At 37.5% G+C, this 14,805-nt stretch carries 15 protein-coding genes; 12 read left to right on the top strand and 3 right to left on the bottom strand.

The genetic code is table 11. From position 1 onward, the window contains the following. Nucleotides 1–156 precede the first annotated feature (156 nt). From IM793_RS21150 to yihA, 3 genes are all read right to left on the bottom strand, one after another. Nucleotides 157–1,863 (bottom strand): M3 family oligoendopeptidase, encoded by a 1,707-nt coding sequence (locus tag IM793_RS21150; protein WP_193424808.1) that lies wholly within the window; start codon nucleotides 1,861–1,863, stop codon nucleotides 157–159. 92 nt (nucleotides 1,864–1,955) lie between these two features. Next, on the bottom strand, nucleotides 1,956–2,813 hold the full coding sequence (locus IM793_RS21145; RefSeq protein ID WP_193424806.1) for a UbiA-like polyprenyltransferase: 858 nt from the start codon (nucleotides 2,811–2,813) through the stop codon (nucleotides 1,956–1,958). Nucleotides 2,814–3,055: 242 nt separating this feature from the next. Next, nucleotides 3,056–3,679, bottom strand: a complete 624-nt coding sequence (yihA, locus tag IM793_RS21140) for a ribosome biogenesis GTP-binding protein YihA/YsxC (RefSeq protein ID WP_121283552.1) — start codon at nucleotides 3,677–3,679, stop codon at nucleotides 3,056–3,058. 165 nt (nucleotides 3,680–3,844) lie between these two features. On the opposite strand from yihA, the gene ubiE reads away from it, so the two are divergent. The 12 genes from ubiE to IM793_RS21080 all read left to right on the top strand — a co-directional run bounded on the left by ubiE (nucleotide 3,845) and on the right by IM793_RS21080 (nucleotide 14,775). Further along, the gene (ubiE, locus tag IM793_RS21135) at nucleotides 3,845–4,576 is read left to right on the top strand and encodes a bifunctional demethylmenaquinone methyltransferase/2-methoxy-6-polyprenyl-1,4-benzoquinol methylase UbiE (RefSeq protein ID WP_193424805.1); all 732 of its coding nucleotides are present in this window, start codon (nucleotides 3,845–3,847) and stop codon (nucleotides 4,574–4,576) included. Next, a complete protein-coding gene (locus tag IM793_RS21130; RefSeq protein ID WP_193424803.1) occupies nucleotides 4,573–5,370 on the top strand; it encodes an outer membrane beta-barrel protein in 798 nt (265 codons plus the stop codon). The genes ubiE and IM793_RS21130 overlap by 4 nt, the downstream gene beginning before the upstream one ends. 89 nt (nucleotides 5,371–5,459) lie before the next feature. Then, nucleotides 5,460–6,218 carry an SDR family oxidoreductase gene (locus IM793_RS21125; RefSeq protein WP_193424801.1) on the top strand — a complete coding sequence of 253 codons (759 nt, stop codon included), beginning with the start codon at nucleotides 5,460–5,462 and terminating at the stop codon, nucleotides 6,216–6,218. A gap of 62 nt (nucleotides 6,219–6,280) precedes the next feature. After that, a complete protein-coding gene (locus IM793_RS21120; RefSeq protein ID WP_121283549.1) occupies nucleotides 6,281–6,727 on the top strand; it encodes a GatB/YqeY domain-containing protein in 447 nt (148 codons plus the stop codon). A gap of 194 nt (nucleotides 6,728–6,921) precedes the next feature. Then, nucleotides 6,922–7,686 (top strand): alpha/beta fold hydrolase, encoded by a 765-nt coding sequence (locus tag IM793_RS21115; protein ID WP_193424799.1) that lies wholly within the window; start codon nucleotides 6,922–6,924, stop codon nucleotides 7,684–7,686. Then, entirely contained in the window at nucleotides 7,687–8,349 is a 663-nt protein-coding gene (locus IM793_RS21110; RefSeq protein ID WP_193424797.1) for a CBS domain-containing protein, read from the top strand. 9 nt (nucleotides 8,350–8,358) lie between these two features. Beyond that, nucleotides 8,359–9,240 carry an NAD kinase gene (locus IM793_RS21105; RefSeq protein ID WP_193424795.1) on the top strand — a complete coding sequence of 294 codons (882 nt, stop codon included), beginning with the start codon at nucleotides 8,359–8,361 and terminating at the stop codon, nucleotides 9,238–9,240. A gap of 2 nt (nucleotides 9,241–9,242) precedes the next feature. Further along, complete coding sequence (locus tag IM793_RS21100) at nucleotides 9,243–10,049, top strand: DUF6089 family protein (RefSeq protein WP_193424793.1); 807 nt, start codon at nucleotides 9,243–9,245, stop codon at nucleotides 10,047–10,049. A gap of 19 nt (nucleotides 10,050–10,068) precedes the next feature. Continuing rightward, nucleotides 10,069–10,809 (top strand): isoprenyl transferase, encoded by a 741-nt coding sequence (locus IM793_RS21095; protein ID WP_193424791.1) that lies wholly within the window; start codon nucleotides 10,069–10,071, stop codon nucleotides 10,807–10,809. Between the two features lie 149 nt (nucleotides 10,810–10,958). Further along, nucleotides 10,959–13,502, top strand: coding sequence for an outer membrane protein assembly factor BamA (gene bamA / locus IM793_RS21090; protein WP_193424789.1), 2,544 nt, complete (start codon nucleotides 10,959–10,961; stop codon nucleotides 13,500–13,502). Nucleotides 13,503–13,601: 99 nt separating this feature from the next. Next, nucleotides 13,602–14,132 carry an OmpH family outer membrane protein gene (locus IM793_RS21085; protein ID WP_193424787.1) on the top strand — a complete coding sequence of 177 codons (531 nt, stop codon included), beginning with the start codon at nucleotides 13,602–13,604 and terminating at the stop codon, nucleotides 14,130–14,132. Between the two features lie 64 nt (nucleotides 14,133–14,196). Beyond that, entirely contained in the window at nucleotides 14,197–14,775 is a 579-nt protein-coding gene (locus IM793_RS21080) for an OmpH family outer membrane protein (protein ID WP_193424785.1), read from the top strand. Nucleotides 14,776–14,805: the final 30 nt, after the last annotated feature.

The raw sequence follows: 14,805 nt of genomic DNA, 5'->3' as shown, positions 1-14,805 counted from the left end.
AGACCAGGTAATAGACGCTAATACCAGAACTAGTATTAATCTGTGTTCATCCTTTTTATCTGTGGTTATAAAAACAAAAAAGTCGTGGCAAAATGCCACGACCCTTATTATATTCCTATTGAGGAGGAAAAGCCTTATACCTCAAAACCTTCTGCCTTATCCCAGTTTCTCCAGTTCTGTTTTTACAAAACTTGCCAGCTCCTTTACATATTCTTCGCTGAAATCGAATTTGATTCCCGCGGTTTCATAGATCTCGTTTATTGGTTTGGTGTAACCTAAAGCAAGTGCAGCCAAATATTGTTCTAAAGCTTTTTCCGGATTTTCTTTATAGTTTTTCCAAACAGCAATGGCACCTAACTGGGCAATTGCATATTCGATATAATAAAATGGAACTTCGAATAAATGCAGTTGTTTTTGCCAGCCATTTCCAAACTGTTGTTCTAAATCTGTCCAATCGGCAAAGCCTGCGCCAAAACGGTTAAAAATCTGTTTAAAGGTTTCTTCACGGTCAGCCGCGGTATGGTTCGGGTTGGTGTAAATCCAATGTTGAAACTGATCAATTACCGCAACCCAGGGCAGAGTTTTCAAAACATCAGCCAACTGTTCTTTTTTAGCACGGTTTAGGTCTTCTTCGTTGTCGAAATAAACATCCCAATTATCCATTGAGATTAATTCCATACTCATCGATGCCAGTTCAGCCACCTCAGATGGACAATGTTTAAAGTCGTTTAACTCTAAATTTGCCGTTAAAAAGGTATGGATCGCATGGCCTCCTTCGTGGACCATTGTAGTTAAATCGCGCAACGAATTTGCCGAATTCATGAAGATAAACGGTGCCCCGGTTTCGGCTAACGGGTAATTGTAACCGCCCGGCGCTTTACCCTTTCTGCTCTCCACATCAAAAAGGTTATTGGCTTTCATGGTCGCCAATTTTGAGCCTAATTTTTCATCAATCGCATTAAAACAGGCAATACTTTTATCAATCAGTTCTCCGCCGTTGTTAAAAGGTTTCAACGCTGGTTTGCCACTGATGCTCACTTCCAGGTCCCAGGGTTTTAATACCTCTAAACCTAAAGCCTCACGGCGTTTTTCAGCCTGTTCTTTTAAAATCGGAACAATTTCCTTTTCAATCGCATTGGCAAAATCATAACAATCCTGTGGGGTATAATCAAAACGTCCTAAAGCCTGGAACATATAATCGCGATAGTTTTCAAAGCCAGCATTTAAAGCTACCTGATTGCGCAGCCTGATTAGCTCATCAAATAAAATGTTTAAATCATCTTTATCAACCAATCTGCGTTGTTGGATCGTTTTCCACGCACTTTCGCGTACCTCGCGGTTTAAGTCTTTAATAAAGATTGAGGCTTGCTCCAGGGTATATTCCTGCCCATTAAGTTCAACGCTCATGGCGCCTGTAGTGCTCTGGTATTTCTGTTGTTTTACCTGAAGTTCAGTGAAGAGTTCAATGTTTTCGTCGCGGTAAAGTTCAAGGGCTTTTTTAATGGCGCGACTGTACACGAAATATTTTTCTTTGTCCAGATCATCCATAAATGGGCTTTCGACAAATTTTTTGTTCAGTTCGTTGGCTAACGGAGAAATTTTTGGCTCTATTTCGGTCGCAAAATATTGAAAGTTTTTAACCAGTTCTTCATTTGCTGTATCGCAGCTCATTCTGATGTATCTCCAGGCAAAGTCTTCTTCTAGGGCAGCTTCAAGTTCTGAACGGTCTTTTAACCATTGTTCTAATTCAGCGGTGCTGCTTATTTCACGGTTTTGCAGTTCAGTAAAAAGTGGTTCCAGTTTTTCCCAGGTAATGTTTAGTTCCTGTGGGATATAGGTTCTAATTTTCTTAGTTATCATCATAGTTAATTATTGAATTAGAGAATGATTGAAGGAGTGAATGGTTTATGGCGCAATGTTATATTCTCTCATTCAAAATTCAATCATTCACTCATTTATTTATGTCTCAAATACGCATCTATTAAAAAGCATATCGCAAACACCACCGATGCATAACCATTTAAGGTCTGAAATGCCCTGTTTACTTTACTGATATCGTTTGGTTTTACGAGTAAGTGCTGATAAATCAACATTGAACAGAAAAACACAATACCTACATAATAAACCCAGCTAAAAGCGGTAAAAAATACAGGCAAAATAACACAGGTGGCAGAGAGTATATGCAAAAGCACCGAAACATTCAGAGCATTTTTAATGCCAAGTGCCGATGGGATGGAATGTAATTTTTCTTCACGATCAAATTCTTCGTCCTGTAATGCGTATATAATATCAAACCCACTTACCCAGAATAATACGGTTAAGGAGTAGAGTACAGGTACTAAGGCAAAATGTCCGGTAACGGCAATGTAAGCGCCAATAGGGGCAAGCGCCAGGCCTAAGCCTAATACTAAATGACAGAGCGCCGTAAATCTTTTAGTGTAGCTATAAAACAAAACCACAAATAAAGCCACAGGCGACAAATAGAAACAAAGTGGATTAATAAAGTAGGTGGTAATGGCGAAAAGTAAACAATTGGCGATAACGAAAATCAATGCTTCATTTGCTGAAACTTTACCTGCAGGGATATCGCGCATTTTAGTACGCGGGTTCTTTGCATCAATGTTTCTATCCAGATACCGGTTAAAAGCCATGGCCGAGTTTCTGGCAAAAACCATGCAGAGCAAAACTAAAATGAGTTTATACCATGAAAATGGATTTTCTGTTGTGGTTACGCCCAAAAAGAAACCAATCATGGCAAATGGAAGCGCAAAAACGGAGTGAGCGAATAATACGAGTGAAAAGTATTTTTTCATTATTGGAAAGGGTTAACTGTATAAATCGGTTAACTGGTTAATTTGTTATTTTGGCTAATGGTTAAATCGTTTGAATGTAACGGTTAATAGTTCATGGTTAAATGGTTCATAGCTTAGATGGTTTAAAAAATCATTCGTTAATTCAAGCTCGAGAAATGCTATTGGCATTAAACTTAGGCTATCGGCTATGAACTATCAAACCATTGACCATTGAACTGTTGACTAATGAACCATTGAACGGTTTAAAACTTTTTATAATCTGTCGGAACCACGAAATCTTTATTCACCTCATAAATGAAATTTAAAACTTCATCTTTTCCAGTTCCTTTTTCGGCAGAACTGATAAAGGTGGCCGGAATCTCTTCGAAAAATTCGCCTAATTTTTTCTTAAAGGCAGCTACATTTTTCTGGGTGGTAGTCATCCCTTGTTTGTCAGCTTTGGTAAAAATTAGCGAAAACGGGATCTGTTTTTCACCTAACCAGTAGCAAAATTCTATATCAATTCCCTGAGGTTCTAAGCGGCTGTCTATCAGTACAAAAACACACTGTAAACTTTCTCTTTTGGTGATATAAGCGCGGATAAATTTTTCCCATTTCTCTCTGCTGGTTTTAGAAACCTTGGCATAACCATAACCCGGTAAATCGACAATGTACCAGGCCTCGTTAATTAAAAAGTGGTTAATCAACTGTGTTTTTCCAGGACGTTGAGAGGTTTTAGCTAATCCATGCTGATTAACCAGCATATTAATTAATGAAGATTTACCCACGTTAGAGCGACCAATAAATGCATATTCGGGCATAGTTGGTACCGGTAGTGCCGAGATCTGGGTGTTGCTGCAAACAAATGTTGCCGTTTTGATAATCATGGTGCAAAGGTAGGGTTTTGAGTCCGAAGTCCGAAGTCGGAACTCCGAAGTACAAATCGATAATTTTTTAAATATGATTTTTGACATTACAGTGAATACTTTGCGCCAAAGAGTTCGGACTCCGGACTAAAGACTCCCGACTTTTCTCTATCTTTGTCGCATATCATGAATCAGAATATTACTCCATACCAGGTAGAAGATGCAACTAAAAAAGAGCAGGTTGCAACCATGTTTAATAACATTTCGGGCACTTACGATTTTTTAAACCATTTTCTTTCTTTAGGGATTGATGTATTATGGCGTAAAAAAGCCATTAAAGAACTGGTTTCCATCCATCCAAGAACTTTACTTGATGTAGCTACAGGAACCGGCGATTTTGCTTTTGAAGCCATTAAAAAGCTGCATCCCGAAAAGGTAATTGGTGTTGATATTTCTGAAGGCATGCTCGATGTTGCCAAAAAGAAGATCAACGAGCGCAGCTTAAATGAAGTTTTTACCGTTCAGGTAGGCGATTCTGAAGGCCTGCATTTCGAAAATGATACTTTTGATGCCATTACCTGCGCATATGGTGTGCGTAATTTTGAAAATCTCGAAAAAGGACTGACTGATATGTACAGGGTATTAAAGCCTGACGGAAAAATGGTAATACTGGAGTTTTCAAAACCAAAGGTTTTCCCGGTAAAACAATTGTATAGTTTTTATTTTAAACAGGTAACACCGTTTTTTGGAAAACTCTTTTCTAAAGACCATAGAGCCTACACTTATTTGCCAGAATCGGTAGCCGCTTTTCCAGACGGTGAAGATTTTACCAGCCTGATGGAAAAAGTTGGGTTTAAAAGTACCAAACAAAGAATTTTAACGTTTGGAATAAGTTCGATATATGTAGGAACCAAATGATCAGAAAATTAAGCCTCATTCTTTCATTTTTTATGGTTTCTGCAACCGCGTTTGCTCAAAATTGGGGTGGCGGAATAGATGATGAAGATTGGAGTTTTGGTTTTAATTTTCAGTATATCTCGTCCGAATACAAAATCCTTAAAAAGCCAAATTGGAGATCCCCTTTTTATGAGGTGCCAAATTCGCTGGATCCATCTTACGATCCAAATTCAGGCATTCCGGTTACCTCAACACTAAATTCTATTTCCAGCCCACCATCTCAAGGTTTTGGATTGGGTTTTGTAATGAATAGAATGATCTCTGATAACTTCGATATCAGGGCAACGCCTTCGCTAATTTTTAGCGATAGGGTAGTAGCTTACGAGTATGAGCCAATGGCGCCAATTCCCCTGGGCAACGGGCAAACAAAAAACTTCCAAACGATGGTAGAAAGGACAGTTCAGTCTACAATGTTTGAATTCCCATTAGGCATAAAGGTAAAATCGAACCGACTGAACAATTTCAGGGTATATTGGTTAGGTGGTGCTAAATATTCTATAGATATAGCCTCGAAAAAGAAAACCTTCGATGAAAGCGAAACGGCCGTAAATAAGTTTTTAAAAAATAAAAGAAATTACCTGTCGTACGAAACAGGTATTGGTTTCGATATTTATTTCGAGTATTTTAAAATGTCGCCCGAAATAAAACTGTCGTATTCGGCCAACGATTTGCTTCAGCACGACAATACCGTTTATGCCAACCCGATAGATAAGTTGAAATTACGTCAATTAACATTCAGTTTGATTTTTCAATAGCCCTGCAATCCAAAAAAACTTACCTTTGCTGGTACAGGTAAATCAAGAACGTTATCTTAAAGGATTACCCAGACTTAAAATTCATAAAAATGTCTAAAATCGCATTAATTACAGGTGCAACTTCTGGTATTGGCGAAGCTTGTGCACATATATTCGCTCAACAAGGTTATAATCTGGTATTATTGGCCCGCAGAGAAGATCGCCTGGCTAAAATTGCACATCATTTAGAAGACAAATATGCCATTACGATTAAACAGGTTTTGGCAGATGTTCGTGATAAAGAAAGTCTGATCACTGCTTTAGAAGTTTTGCCGGCAGAATGGAAAAAGGTTGATGTTTTGATCAATAATGCGGGTTTAAGTCAGGGTTTAGACCCCATTGATAAAGGTGATCCCAACGATTGGGACACCATGATTGATACCAATGTAAAAGGCTTGCTTTATGTAACCAAAATTGTTTCCAACTGGATGATCCCAAATCAATCGGGTCATATTATTAATATAGGTTCTATTGCCGGGAAAGAAGTTTATCCAAATGGAAACGTATATTGTGCAAGTAAACATGCTGTAGATGCTTTGAGTAAAGGCATGCGCATCGATTTATTGCCTCATGGCATTAAGGTTACCGAAATTAATCCGGGCATGGTAGAAACAGAATTTTCGGTGGTACGTTTTAAAGGTGATGAAGACCGGGCGAAAAAGGTGTACGAAAACCTGGAGCCACTAATTGCAAGCGATATTGCCGATGCCATTTGGTATGTTGTGAGCCGGCCAAAGCATGTTAACATTAACGATATGCTGATTATGCCAACCGCACAGGCTACCGCAACGATTATAAATAGAGTTTAAGTTTTCAGTTGGCAATTTGCAGTTAACAATTTAGCAATCCTGCAATTAAACAATTAAAAGAAATGATATCAACTACAATAGATCAGGAAATAAAAAAAGCCATGTTGGCTAAAAACAGTGCACAGTTAAGAGGTTTAAGAGCTATAAAGGCAGCTTTACTTTTAGCTAAAACAGAGAAAGGATCTTCAGAAGAAATTACGGAAGAAACTGAACTAAAAATTCTTCAGAAACTGATTAAACAACGCCGTGAATCTGCTGATATTTATAAGCAACAAAATCGCGAAGATTTGTATCAGGTAGAAGAAGAAGAAATTGAAGTGATTAACCAGTTTTTGCCAAAACAGTTGGATAGGGCAGAGGTTGCTGTAATTATCGAAACAGTAATAAAACAATCTGGTGCTACATCGGTTAAGGATATGGGGAAGGTAATGGGTATGGCAAATAAGGAACTTGCAGGTAAGGCTGACGGTAAATTAATTGCGGAGATTGTTAAAGAAAAACTAGCTTAGTAGAGCTTAAAGCAGAAAGACTAAAGCTGAAAGCTGATAACAAAATATGTATCTTGATACTGTTTACTTGCTTCTTGATACTTATAAATAGGTTTTTATACCGTTTTCGATTTTATTTCAGAAAAATGGCATATAAATGCATAAATTTAATTTTACTCTACTAACTTAGTAGCACAATACCATCTAAAATAGATATGACTTACCCGATAATAGAAGAAGACGGATTTAAATACATTGAAGCCGGAACAGGCGAGACACTGGTATTGCTACACGGCCTGATGGGCGAACTAAGCAATTGGGAACTGGTTATCGAACAGTTTAAAGATCGCTATCGTGTAATTATTCCAATTTTACCAATTTACGATCTCCCTATTTTAACATTGGGCGTAAAAGCATTGTCGAGGTATCTTCATCGTTTTTTAAAATATAAAAATTTAAACCAGGTAGTGCTTGTTGGTAATTCGCTTGGTGGCCATGTTGGTCTGGTATTTACCGTTGCCCATCAGGAATTTGTTAAAGCGCTGGTACTTACAGGTAGTTCTGGTTTATATGAAAATGCTTTTGGAGGGTCTTTCCCACGTAGAGAGAGCTACGATTATATTAAAGAAAAGGTAGAATTTACTTTTTACGATCCGGCAACGGCAACTAAAGAACTGGTAGATGATGTTTTTAAAACGGTTAACGATAGATCGAGGGTTATTCGTATTTTAACCATGGCAAAATCGGCAATACGCCACAATATGTCTAAAGACCTTTCGAAGATTACCATACCGGTTTCCTTAATATGGGGCAAAAACGATAAGGTTACTCCGCCGGAAGTGGCAGAAGAATTCCACCAATTATTGCCTAACTCAGAATTAAACTGGGTTGATAAATGTGGGCATGCGCCTATGATGGAACACCCACAGATATTTAACGCTTATTTAGAAAAATTTTTAGATAGAATATTGTTGAAATAAATGTTTGCAGCAGAAATCATATCAGATTCAATTCCATCACTAAGAACCGATGATACGGTGCAGAAAGCTTTAGATCGCATGAACGATTTTAAACTGAAGCATTTGCCGGTTGTTAACGAGGTAACTTTATTGGGTTTGGTTTCTGAAGATGATTTATTGAATATTGATAATCACGATACACTTTTAAGCGATAGCGCTGTAAACACGCTTAATGTTTTTGTGTTGAATAATGCGCATACCTATGATGTAATCAGGTTATTTAGCCAGCTAAAATTAACCGTTATTCCGGTTCTGGATCAACAGAAAAATTATGCTGGTTTAATTCCTATTAGTAATATGGTAAATGCTGTTGCCGAACAGTATGCCGTAAATGAACCTGGCGGAATTATCGTTTTGGAGATTAGTAACCGTGATAATTCTCTGGCGCATATTGCGCAGATTGTTGAAGCCGATAATGCACAGGTACTCTCTTCTTATGTAAATTCTTTCGAAGATTCCACACGTCTGGAAGTAACGCTCAAAGTAAATAAAACAGAAATCACTTCATTGGTAGCCTCTTTCGAAAGATATGATTATCTGGTTAAAGAGGTTTACAATAATACCCAGATTGATGATGGATCGCAGGAGCGTTACGATTCTTTCATGAACTATTTAAATGTATAAACCTACTTTATGAGGATTGCAATTTACGGCAGAGATTTTAATGATACAGTTTTGCCCTATGTACAAGAGGTTTTTAATCATTTAGCCGAACACCATATTCAGCCTGTTTTATATTCCAAATTTAAAACATCCCTTCATGGTAAAATAAAACTGCCATCAAATACAATCATTTTTCATAACCATGCCGAACTCAAAGATCATGCTGATGTATTGTTAAGCTTAGGTGGAGATGGTACTTTACTCGATACCTTATCTTTGATCCGCAATTCGGGAATACCTGTAATCGGGATCAACTTTGGCCGCCTGGGCTTTCTGGCCAGTATCAATAAAAACGAAATTGCATCAGCACTCAATGCCCTGATTAATCAAGAATATACCTTAGATTCCAGGTCTCTTTTAACATTAGAATCCGATAATCATTTATTTGGTGAAGAAAACTTTGCGTTAAACGATATTACGATTCACCGTCGCGATAATTCGGCTATGATGATTATCCACGCTTCAATGAACAACGAGTTTATCAACTCTTATTGGGCCGATGGATTAATTATAGCTACCCCAACCGGCTCTACAGCATATTCTTTAAGCTGCGGTGGACCAATCATTTATCCGGATTCTGAAAATTTTGTAATTACACCCATTGCACCGCACAACTTAAATGTAAGGCCGGTGGTTGTACCAGATGATAATAAACTCTCTTTTGAGGTAGAAGCACGCGAATCAAAATTTTTGGTTTCGTGCGATAGCCGAACCGTTACTGTAGAGCGTTCAGTAAAAATTAGTATAAAAAAGGCAGATTTTTGCATAAATCTTATCCGCCTTAATAATGAAACCTACTTAAACACGTTAAGGAATAAATTATTATGGGGCATTGATACCCGTAACTACTAAGTATGGCGCCAGGAAAACAGCTATTAATCATCCTCTTTCTCATCTTTAGCTGGGAGTTCGTTCATGCACAGCGTGAAGTGATCGGTGAACCTTCCTGGGAAGTTGGGGGCATGGCTGGTGGTGCCGGTTATATGGGCGATCTTAATCAGAACAATCCATTATATATCAGTGGTTTGTCTGGCGGACTTTATGTAAAGCGCAATTTTAACCAATACCTGGGTGTTCGTTTAAATTATACTTTCGGGCAGATAAAAGCTGATGATTCCTATTCTAACAACGAGCAGTTCCGCGAAAGAAACCTGCGTTTTAAAACATCACTGAACGAACTTAGCGGGCTGATCGATTTTAATTTTTTTAATTTTAACCTTGGAGGCGGAACACGTCAATTTACGCCGTATCTTTTTACGGGAGTGGGTTTACTGATGTTTAAACCGACTGTAAAAGTTAATGGCGAAAGGTACAGATTAGATGTACTGAAAACTGAAGGCCAGGAAAATGCCTATAATAACGTAGTTTTAACCATTCCATATGGTGTGGGATTAAGATACAATTACAAAGATACCTGGAGCGTTTTTACCGAATTGGGTTATAGAACACCGGCTACCGATTATATTGATGATGTAAGTGGTCGTTATCCGGTTAACCCGGTGCTTGTTGAAAATGGCCAGGTTAATTTATCCGATCCTTCACGCTATCAAATTGGACAGCCGGGAACCCAAAGAGGCGATTTTCGAAAAAGGGACACTTATCTATTTGTTAGTGTTGGCATATCTTTTACCTTTGTATCCTCAAAATGCTATTCCTTTTAAGCTGATTTTGACATAATTAATGGGATTTAAAGAACAAATAGACTATAGCCGCCTGCCAAAGCACATTGCCGTAATCATGGATGGCAATGGAAGATGGGCAAAAGGCCAGGGTAAAATCCGGGTTTTCGGACATGAACAAGGTGTACTTTCTGTAAAAGATATTGTAGAAGGTTGTGTTGAGGTAGGTATTGAATACCTTACTTTATATGCTTTTTCTACTGAAAACTGGAATAGGCCTAAAGAAGAAGTAGATGCTTTGATGCAGATTCTGATTTCTACCATCAATAAAGAAACCGAAACACTTAATAAAAACAATGTTAAGCTGAATGCCATTGGCAATATTGAATCTTTACCACAGGAGTGTATAGATGATTTAAAGGAAGCCATGGAAAAAACAGCCCATAACGAAAAATGTACCTTAACACTGGCACTAAGTTATAGTGCCAAATGGGAGATTTTAGAGGCCGCTAAAAAAATTGCATCAGCTGTAAAAGACAATGCCATTTCTTTGGATGATATTAATGAAGAACTGTTTTCATCGAAACTAACAACTGTAAATATGCCCGATCCTGAACTCATGATCAGGACCAGTGGCGAACACCGTATCAGCAATTACCTGCTTTGGCAAATGGCTTATACCGAGTTTTATTTTACTGATGTTTTATGGCCGGATTTCAGAAGCGAAGATCTTTTCGAGGCCATTGTAGACTATCAAAAACGCGAACGCCGTTTTGGTAAAATTAGCGAGCAATTAAACTAATTTTTCTTTTAACACTTTTTAACAAGCGTTTAAGCTAACTTAGCACCACTTTTATACGATAAATGAAACCATAATAAGGGAACAACGTAAAGAAATTCTGCTTTATAAAATACCGTTACCTTTTGGTCATTACTGAACAAATAATTTTAATGAAAAGAATATTTCAAGTTTTAATCCTACTAGTTTTAGCCGCTCCGGCCTTCGCTCAAGTACGTCCACAAGGTCAGGCTCCGGTAACCCCTTCTTTAAAGGTCGGTGGCTTAGATCTCGATTATTTTAGTCCAAAAGAATATATCATTGGAGGTACAACGGTAACCGGAACCCAATATTTAGATAAAGAAGTATTAATCACTTTGTCTAAATTAACTAAAGGCGATAAAATCGTTCTTCCTGGGGAAGCAACTTCTGATGCAATTAAAACGTTGTGGGCACAGGGCTTGTTTGATGATGTTAAACTTAACATCGAAAAATTTGTTCAGGATTCTGTTTATTTTGAAATTGAAGTAGTGGAACGTCCGCGTTTAAGCTCGATAGATTTAAAAGGTCTCCGTAAATCTGAAAAAACGGCCATTCAGGAAAAGTTAAATGATAAAACGGGAAAAATCGTAAACGATAACCTATACAATACCACATCGGCCATTGTTAAAAAATATTTATTAGATAAAGGCTTCTTCTTTACCAAGATCGATTACAAAACACGTAAAGATCCGAATGCAGAAAATAGTGTGGTATTAGAAGCATATATTGATAAAGGTCACCGTGTTAAAGTACAACATATCGATTTTACTGGGAATAAAGATTTCAAATCAGCAAAACTTAGAAAATACCTTAAAAGCCCTAAGCAGTTTGCCTGGTGGCGTTTTTGGGGCTCTGGAAAATTCGCAAAAGAAAAATACGAAGAGAACAAAGTTAAAATGATTGCTAAAATGCACGAGAAAGGTTATCGTGATGCGGAATTATTAAAAGATACCATTTACCAGTATAATAAGAAAAAAGTTAATATCAGAATGGACCTTTACGAAGGTAAAAAGTATTATTTTGGTAATATTACCTGGGCAGGTAATGCCATTTATCCGGATAGTATTTTGAAAAAAGTGTTAACTATTGAAAAAGGTGATGTTTTTAGCGAAGAAAAATTAAATAAAAAATTAAATGGCGGTGGCGAAAACGGTGGCGACATTAACAGTATGTATACCGACAATGGATATTTAACTTTTAATATCGATCCGGTACAAACCAAAATTTATGGCGATACTGTTGATGTGGAATTACGCATGTACGAAGGACCGCAATATACCAACAACCGCATTACTATAAAAGGTAACACCATTACCAATGATAAGGTTGTTTTACGTGAGATCCGTACCAAACCGGGACAAAAATTTAATAAAAGTGATTTAATCCGTACCATTCGCGAAATTGGTCAGTTGGGTAACTTCGACGAGTCTAAAACGGTACCTACACCTCGCCCTAACCCGGCAGATGGTACTGTAGATATTGAATATGCAGTAGAAGAGAAACCTTCAGATCAAATCGAATTATCAGGTGGTTTTGGTGGTGGCCGTATTATTGGTACATTAGGTTTAACTTTCAATAACTTTTCGTTGCGTAACTTATTTAATTTAAAAGCTTATAAACCATTGCCAAAAGGTGATGGACAGAAATTAAGCTTACGTGGGCAAACCAACGGTAAATATTATCAATCGTATAGCTTCTCATTCTCACAACCTTGGTTTGGTGGCGAGAAACCGGTAAGCTTTGGTGTGAGTGCATTTACCTCATTGCAATCAAACGGTTTAAGCAATGGTGATGCTGCTTTTCAAAAAATCCGTTTAAATGGGGTAACCGTTAGTTTAGGTAGAAGATTAAACTGGCCAGATAACTACTTCCAGTTAACCCACGCGGTGAGTTTGCAACAGTATATCTTAAATAACTATACAGGGTATTTATTTAGTTCAGGTACATCTTATAACTTAAGTTTATCACAAGAAATTAGCCGCGATTCAAGAGATTCGCCAATCTTCCCTAAATCGGGATCATTTATCCGTTTCACTGTTCAGGCAACGCCACCATATTCATTGTTCAACAAAGTGAATTATGCAACCGCATCTGATAAAGAAAAATACCGTTTTACCGAATACCATAAATGGAAATTCGATTCGCAATGGTACCAACGTGTTGCAGGTAACTTAGTTGTTAAGGCGCAGGCACAATTCGGTTTCTTAGGGCAATATAGCAAAGCAGTAGGTCAATCTGCATTTGAGCGTTTCAAATTAGGTGGTGATGGTATGCAGGGATTCGATTTCTTACAGGGATCTGAACTAATCGCCATGCGTGGTTATGCAAACAATACCGTTATACCAAATGGCTCTGATCCAACTGTTGCGCAACAATCTGGTAGCCCTATTTATACGAAATATGTACTGGAGGCGCGTTATCCGGTTATAGCAAGTCAGCAAGCTACAGCCTTTGTTTTAGCCTTTGCAGAGGCCGGTAACACCTGGAACAGGTTTGGTGATTTTAATCCTTTCAACGTGAGAAGATCAGTTGGTGTAGGTGCACGTATCTTCTTACCTATATTTGGTTTATTAGGTATAGATTACGGACATGCATTCGACAGGATCCCAGGAGTGCCAGATGGTGGTAAGCAAAACTTCACTTTCAGTATCGCACAACAATTAGGTGGATTTTAATTGATAAAGAGTAAAAATTTAACTAATTATGCAATAAATCATTGCAATAGGAGTTTAAAGAAAGCTTAGGTTATTATTATATCATTAATACACACACAAATGAAGAAATATCTTTTTATCGCATTCCTGCTTTGCACTTCTTTTGGTGCTTTTGCACAGAAGTTTGCTTATGTAGACACGGAGTATATTTTGAAACATTTACCAGAATATAAATCGGCACTCAGTCAGTTAGATGTAGCATCTAAACAATGGCAACAACAGGTTGATCAGAATTTTTCTGAAATTGACAGGATGTACAAGGCTTATCAGGCAGATCAGGTTTTGTTAACTGATGATATGCGCAAAAGACGTGAAAACGAGATTATAGAAAAAGAAAAACAAGCCAAAGAATTTCAACGCTCTAAGTTTGGGCCGGATGGAGATCTTTTTCAAAGCAGGATAAAATTAATTAAGCCTATTCAGGATAAAGTAGCCGAGGCTATTAAACAGATTGCAAAATCAAAATATCTGGACTTCATTTTTGACAAGAGCAGTGAAGCAACAATGATGATTTATGCAAGTAGCAGTTACGACGTTAGTAATGATGTAATTGTAAAATTAGGTTATAAACCAGGGACTGTAAATAATTAGTATATTCGCCCCTGATTTTTTGAAGGAAAACAATTAGAAAAAAATAAAAAAGTAAAATAAAACGATGAGAAAGTTAATTAACGTATTCTTTGTAGCAGCAGGGTTATTGTTTACAGCGAATATGGCAAGTGCACAACAAAAATTGGGTCACATTAATTCAGAGGAGGTTTTTGCAAATTTACCTGAAGCTAAAGCAGCTCAAACTACTTTAGAAACCTTAGGTAAACAAAAGCAAGCCGATATTGATGCAATGATCAAAGAATATCAAAGCAAAATGTCTGCTGCAGAAGCTAAACAAAAAACTTTAAGTGAAGCTAACAAAGAATCAGTAGGTAAAGAATTACAAGCTGCAGGTCAGGAATTACAGGATTTAGAAAAACGCATTACTGATGCGCGTACTAAAGCTTCACAAGATATAGGTACTAAACAAGGTGAATTATTCCAACCTATCCAGGCTAAAGTTGCAACTGCAATTTCTGCTGTAGCTAAAGAAAAAGGTTTAGCTTACGTTTTCGATATCGCAAACGGACAAGGTGGTAACAATTTAGTTTTCTGGGAAGGTGGTGATGATATTACTGCTTCAGTAAAAACTAAATTAGGAATCACTGCAACTGCAACAAAACCAGCGGCACCTAAGAAATAGTCATGAGTCGTGAGTTAGGAGTCCAGAGTC

The sequence above is a fragment of the Pedobacter sp. MR2016-19 genome (assembly GCF_014947265.1).
GTDB lineage: Bacteria > Bacteroidota > Bacteroidia > Sphingobacteriales > Sphingobacteriaceae > Pedobacter.
This window is presented reverse-complemented; position numbering and strand designations above follow the sequence as displayed.

Bases quoted from the DNA above. Each gene is read 5' to 3' on its own strand.
- IM793_RS21085 (WP_193424787.1), top strand. From the start codon at position 13,602: ATGAAGAAATATCTTTTTATCGCATTCCTGCTTTGCACTTCTTTTGGT.
- IM793_RS21095 (WP_193424791.1), top strand. From the start codon at position 10,069: ATGGGATTTAAAGAACAAATAGACTATAGCCGCCTGCCAAAGCACATT.
- ubiE (WP_193424805.1), top strand. From the start codon at position 3,845: ATGAATCAGAATATTACTCCATACCAGGTAGAAGATGCAACTAAAAAA.
- IM793_RS21120 (WP_121283549.1), top strand. From the start codon at position 6,281: ATGATATCAACTACAATAGATCAGGAAATAAAAAAAGCCATGTTGGCT.
- IM793_RS21150 (WP_193424808.1), bottom strand. From the start codon at position 1,863: ATGATGATAACTAAGAAAATTAGAACCTATATCCCACAGGAACTAAAC.
- IM793_RS21080 (WP_193424785.1), top strand. From the start codon at position 14,197: ATGAGAAAGTTAATTAACGTATTCTTTGTAGCAGCAGGGTTATTGTTT.
- IM793_RS21145 (WP_193424806.1), bottom strand. From the start codon at position 2,813: ATGAAAAAATACTTTTCACTCGTATTATTCGCTCACTCCGTTTTTGCG.
- IM793_RS21130 (WP_193424803.1), top strand. From the start codon at position 4,573: ATGATCAGAAAATTAAGCCTCATTCTTTCATTTTTTATGGTTTCTGCA.
- IM793_RS21125 (WP_193424801.1), top strand. From the start codon at position 5,460: ATGTCTAAAATCGCATTAATTACAGGTGCAACTTCTGGTATTGGCGAA.
- yihA (WP_121283552.1), bottom strand. From the start codon at position 3,679: ATGATTATCAAAACGGCAACATTTGTTTGCAGCAACACCCAGATCTCG.
- IM793_RS21115 (WP_193424799.1), top strand. From the start codon at position 6,922: ATGACTTACCCGATAATAGAAGAAGACGGATTTAAATACATTGAAGCC.
- IM793_RS21105 (WP_193424795.1), top strand. From the start codon at position 8,359: ATGAGGATTGCAATTTACGGCAGAGATTTTAATGATACAGTTTTGCCC.
- bamA (WP_193424789.1), top strand. From the start codon at position 10,959: ATGAAAAGAATATTTCAAGTTTTAATCCTACTAGTTTTAGCCGCTCCG.
- IM793_RS21110 (WP_193424797.1), top strand. From the start codon at position 7,687: ATGTTTGCAGCAGAAATCATATCAGATTCAATTCCATCACTAAGAACC.
- IM793_RS21100 (WP_193424793.1), top strand. From the start codon at position 9,243: ATGGCGCCAGGAAAACAGCTATTAATCATCCTCTTTCTCATCTTTAGC.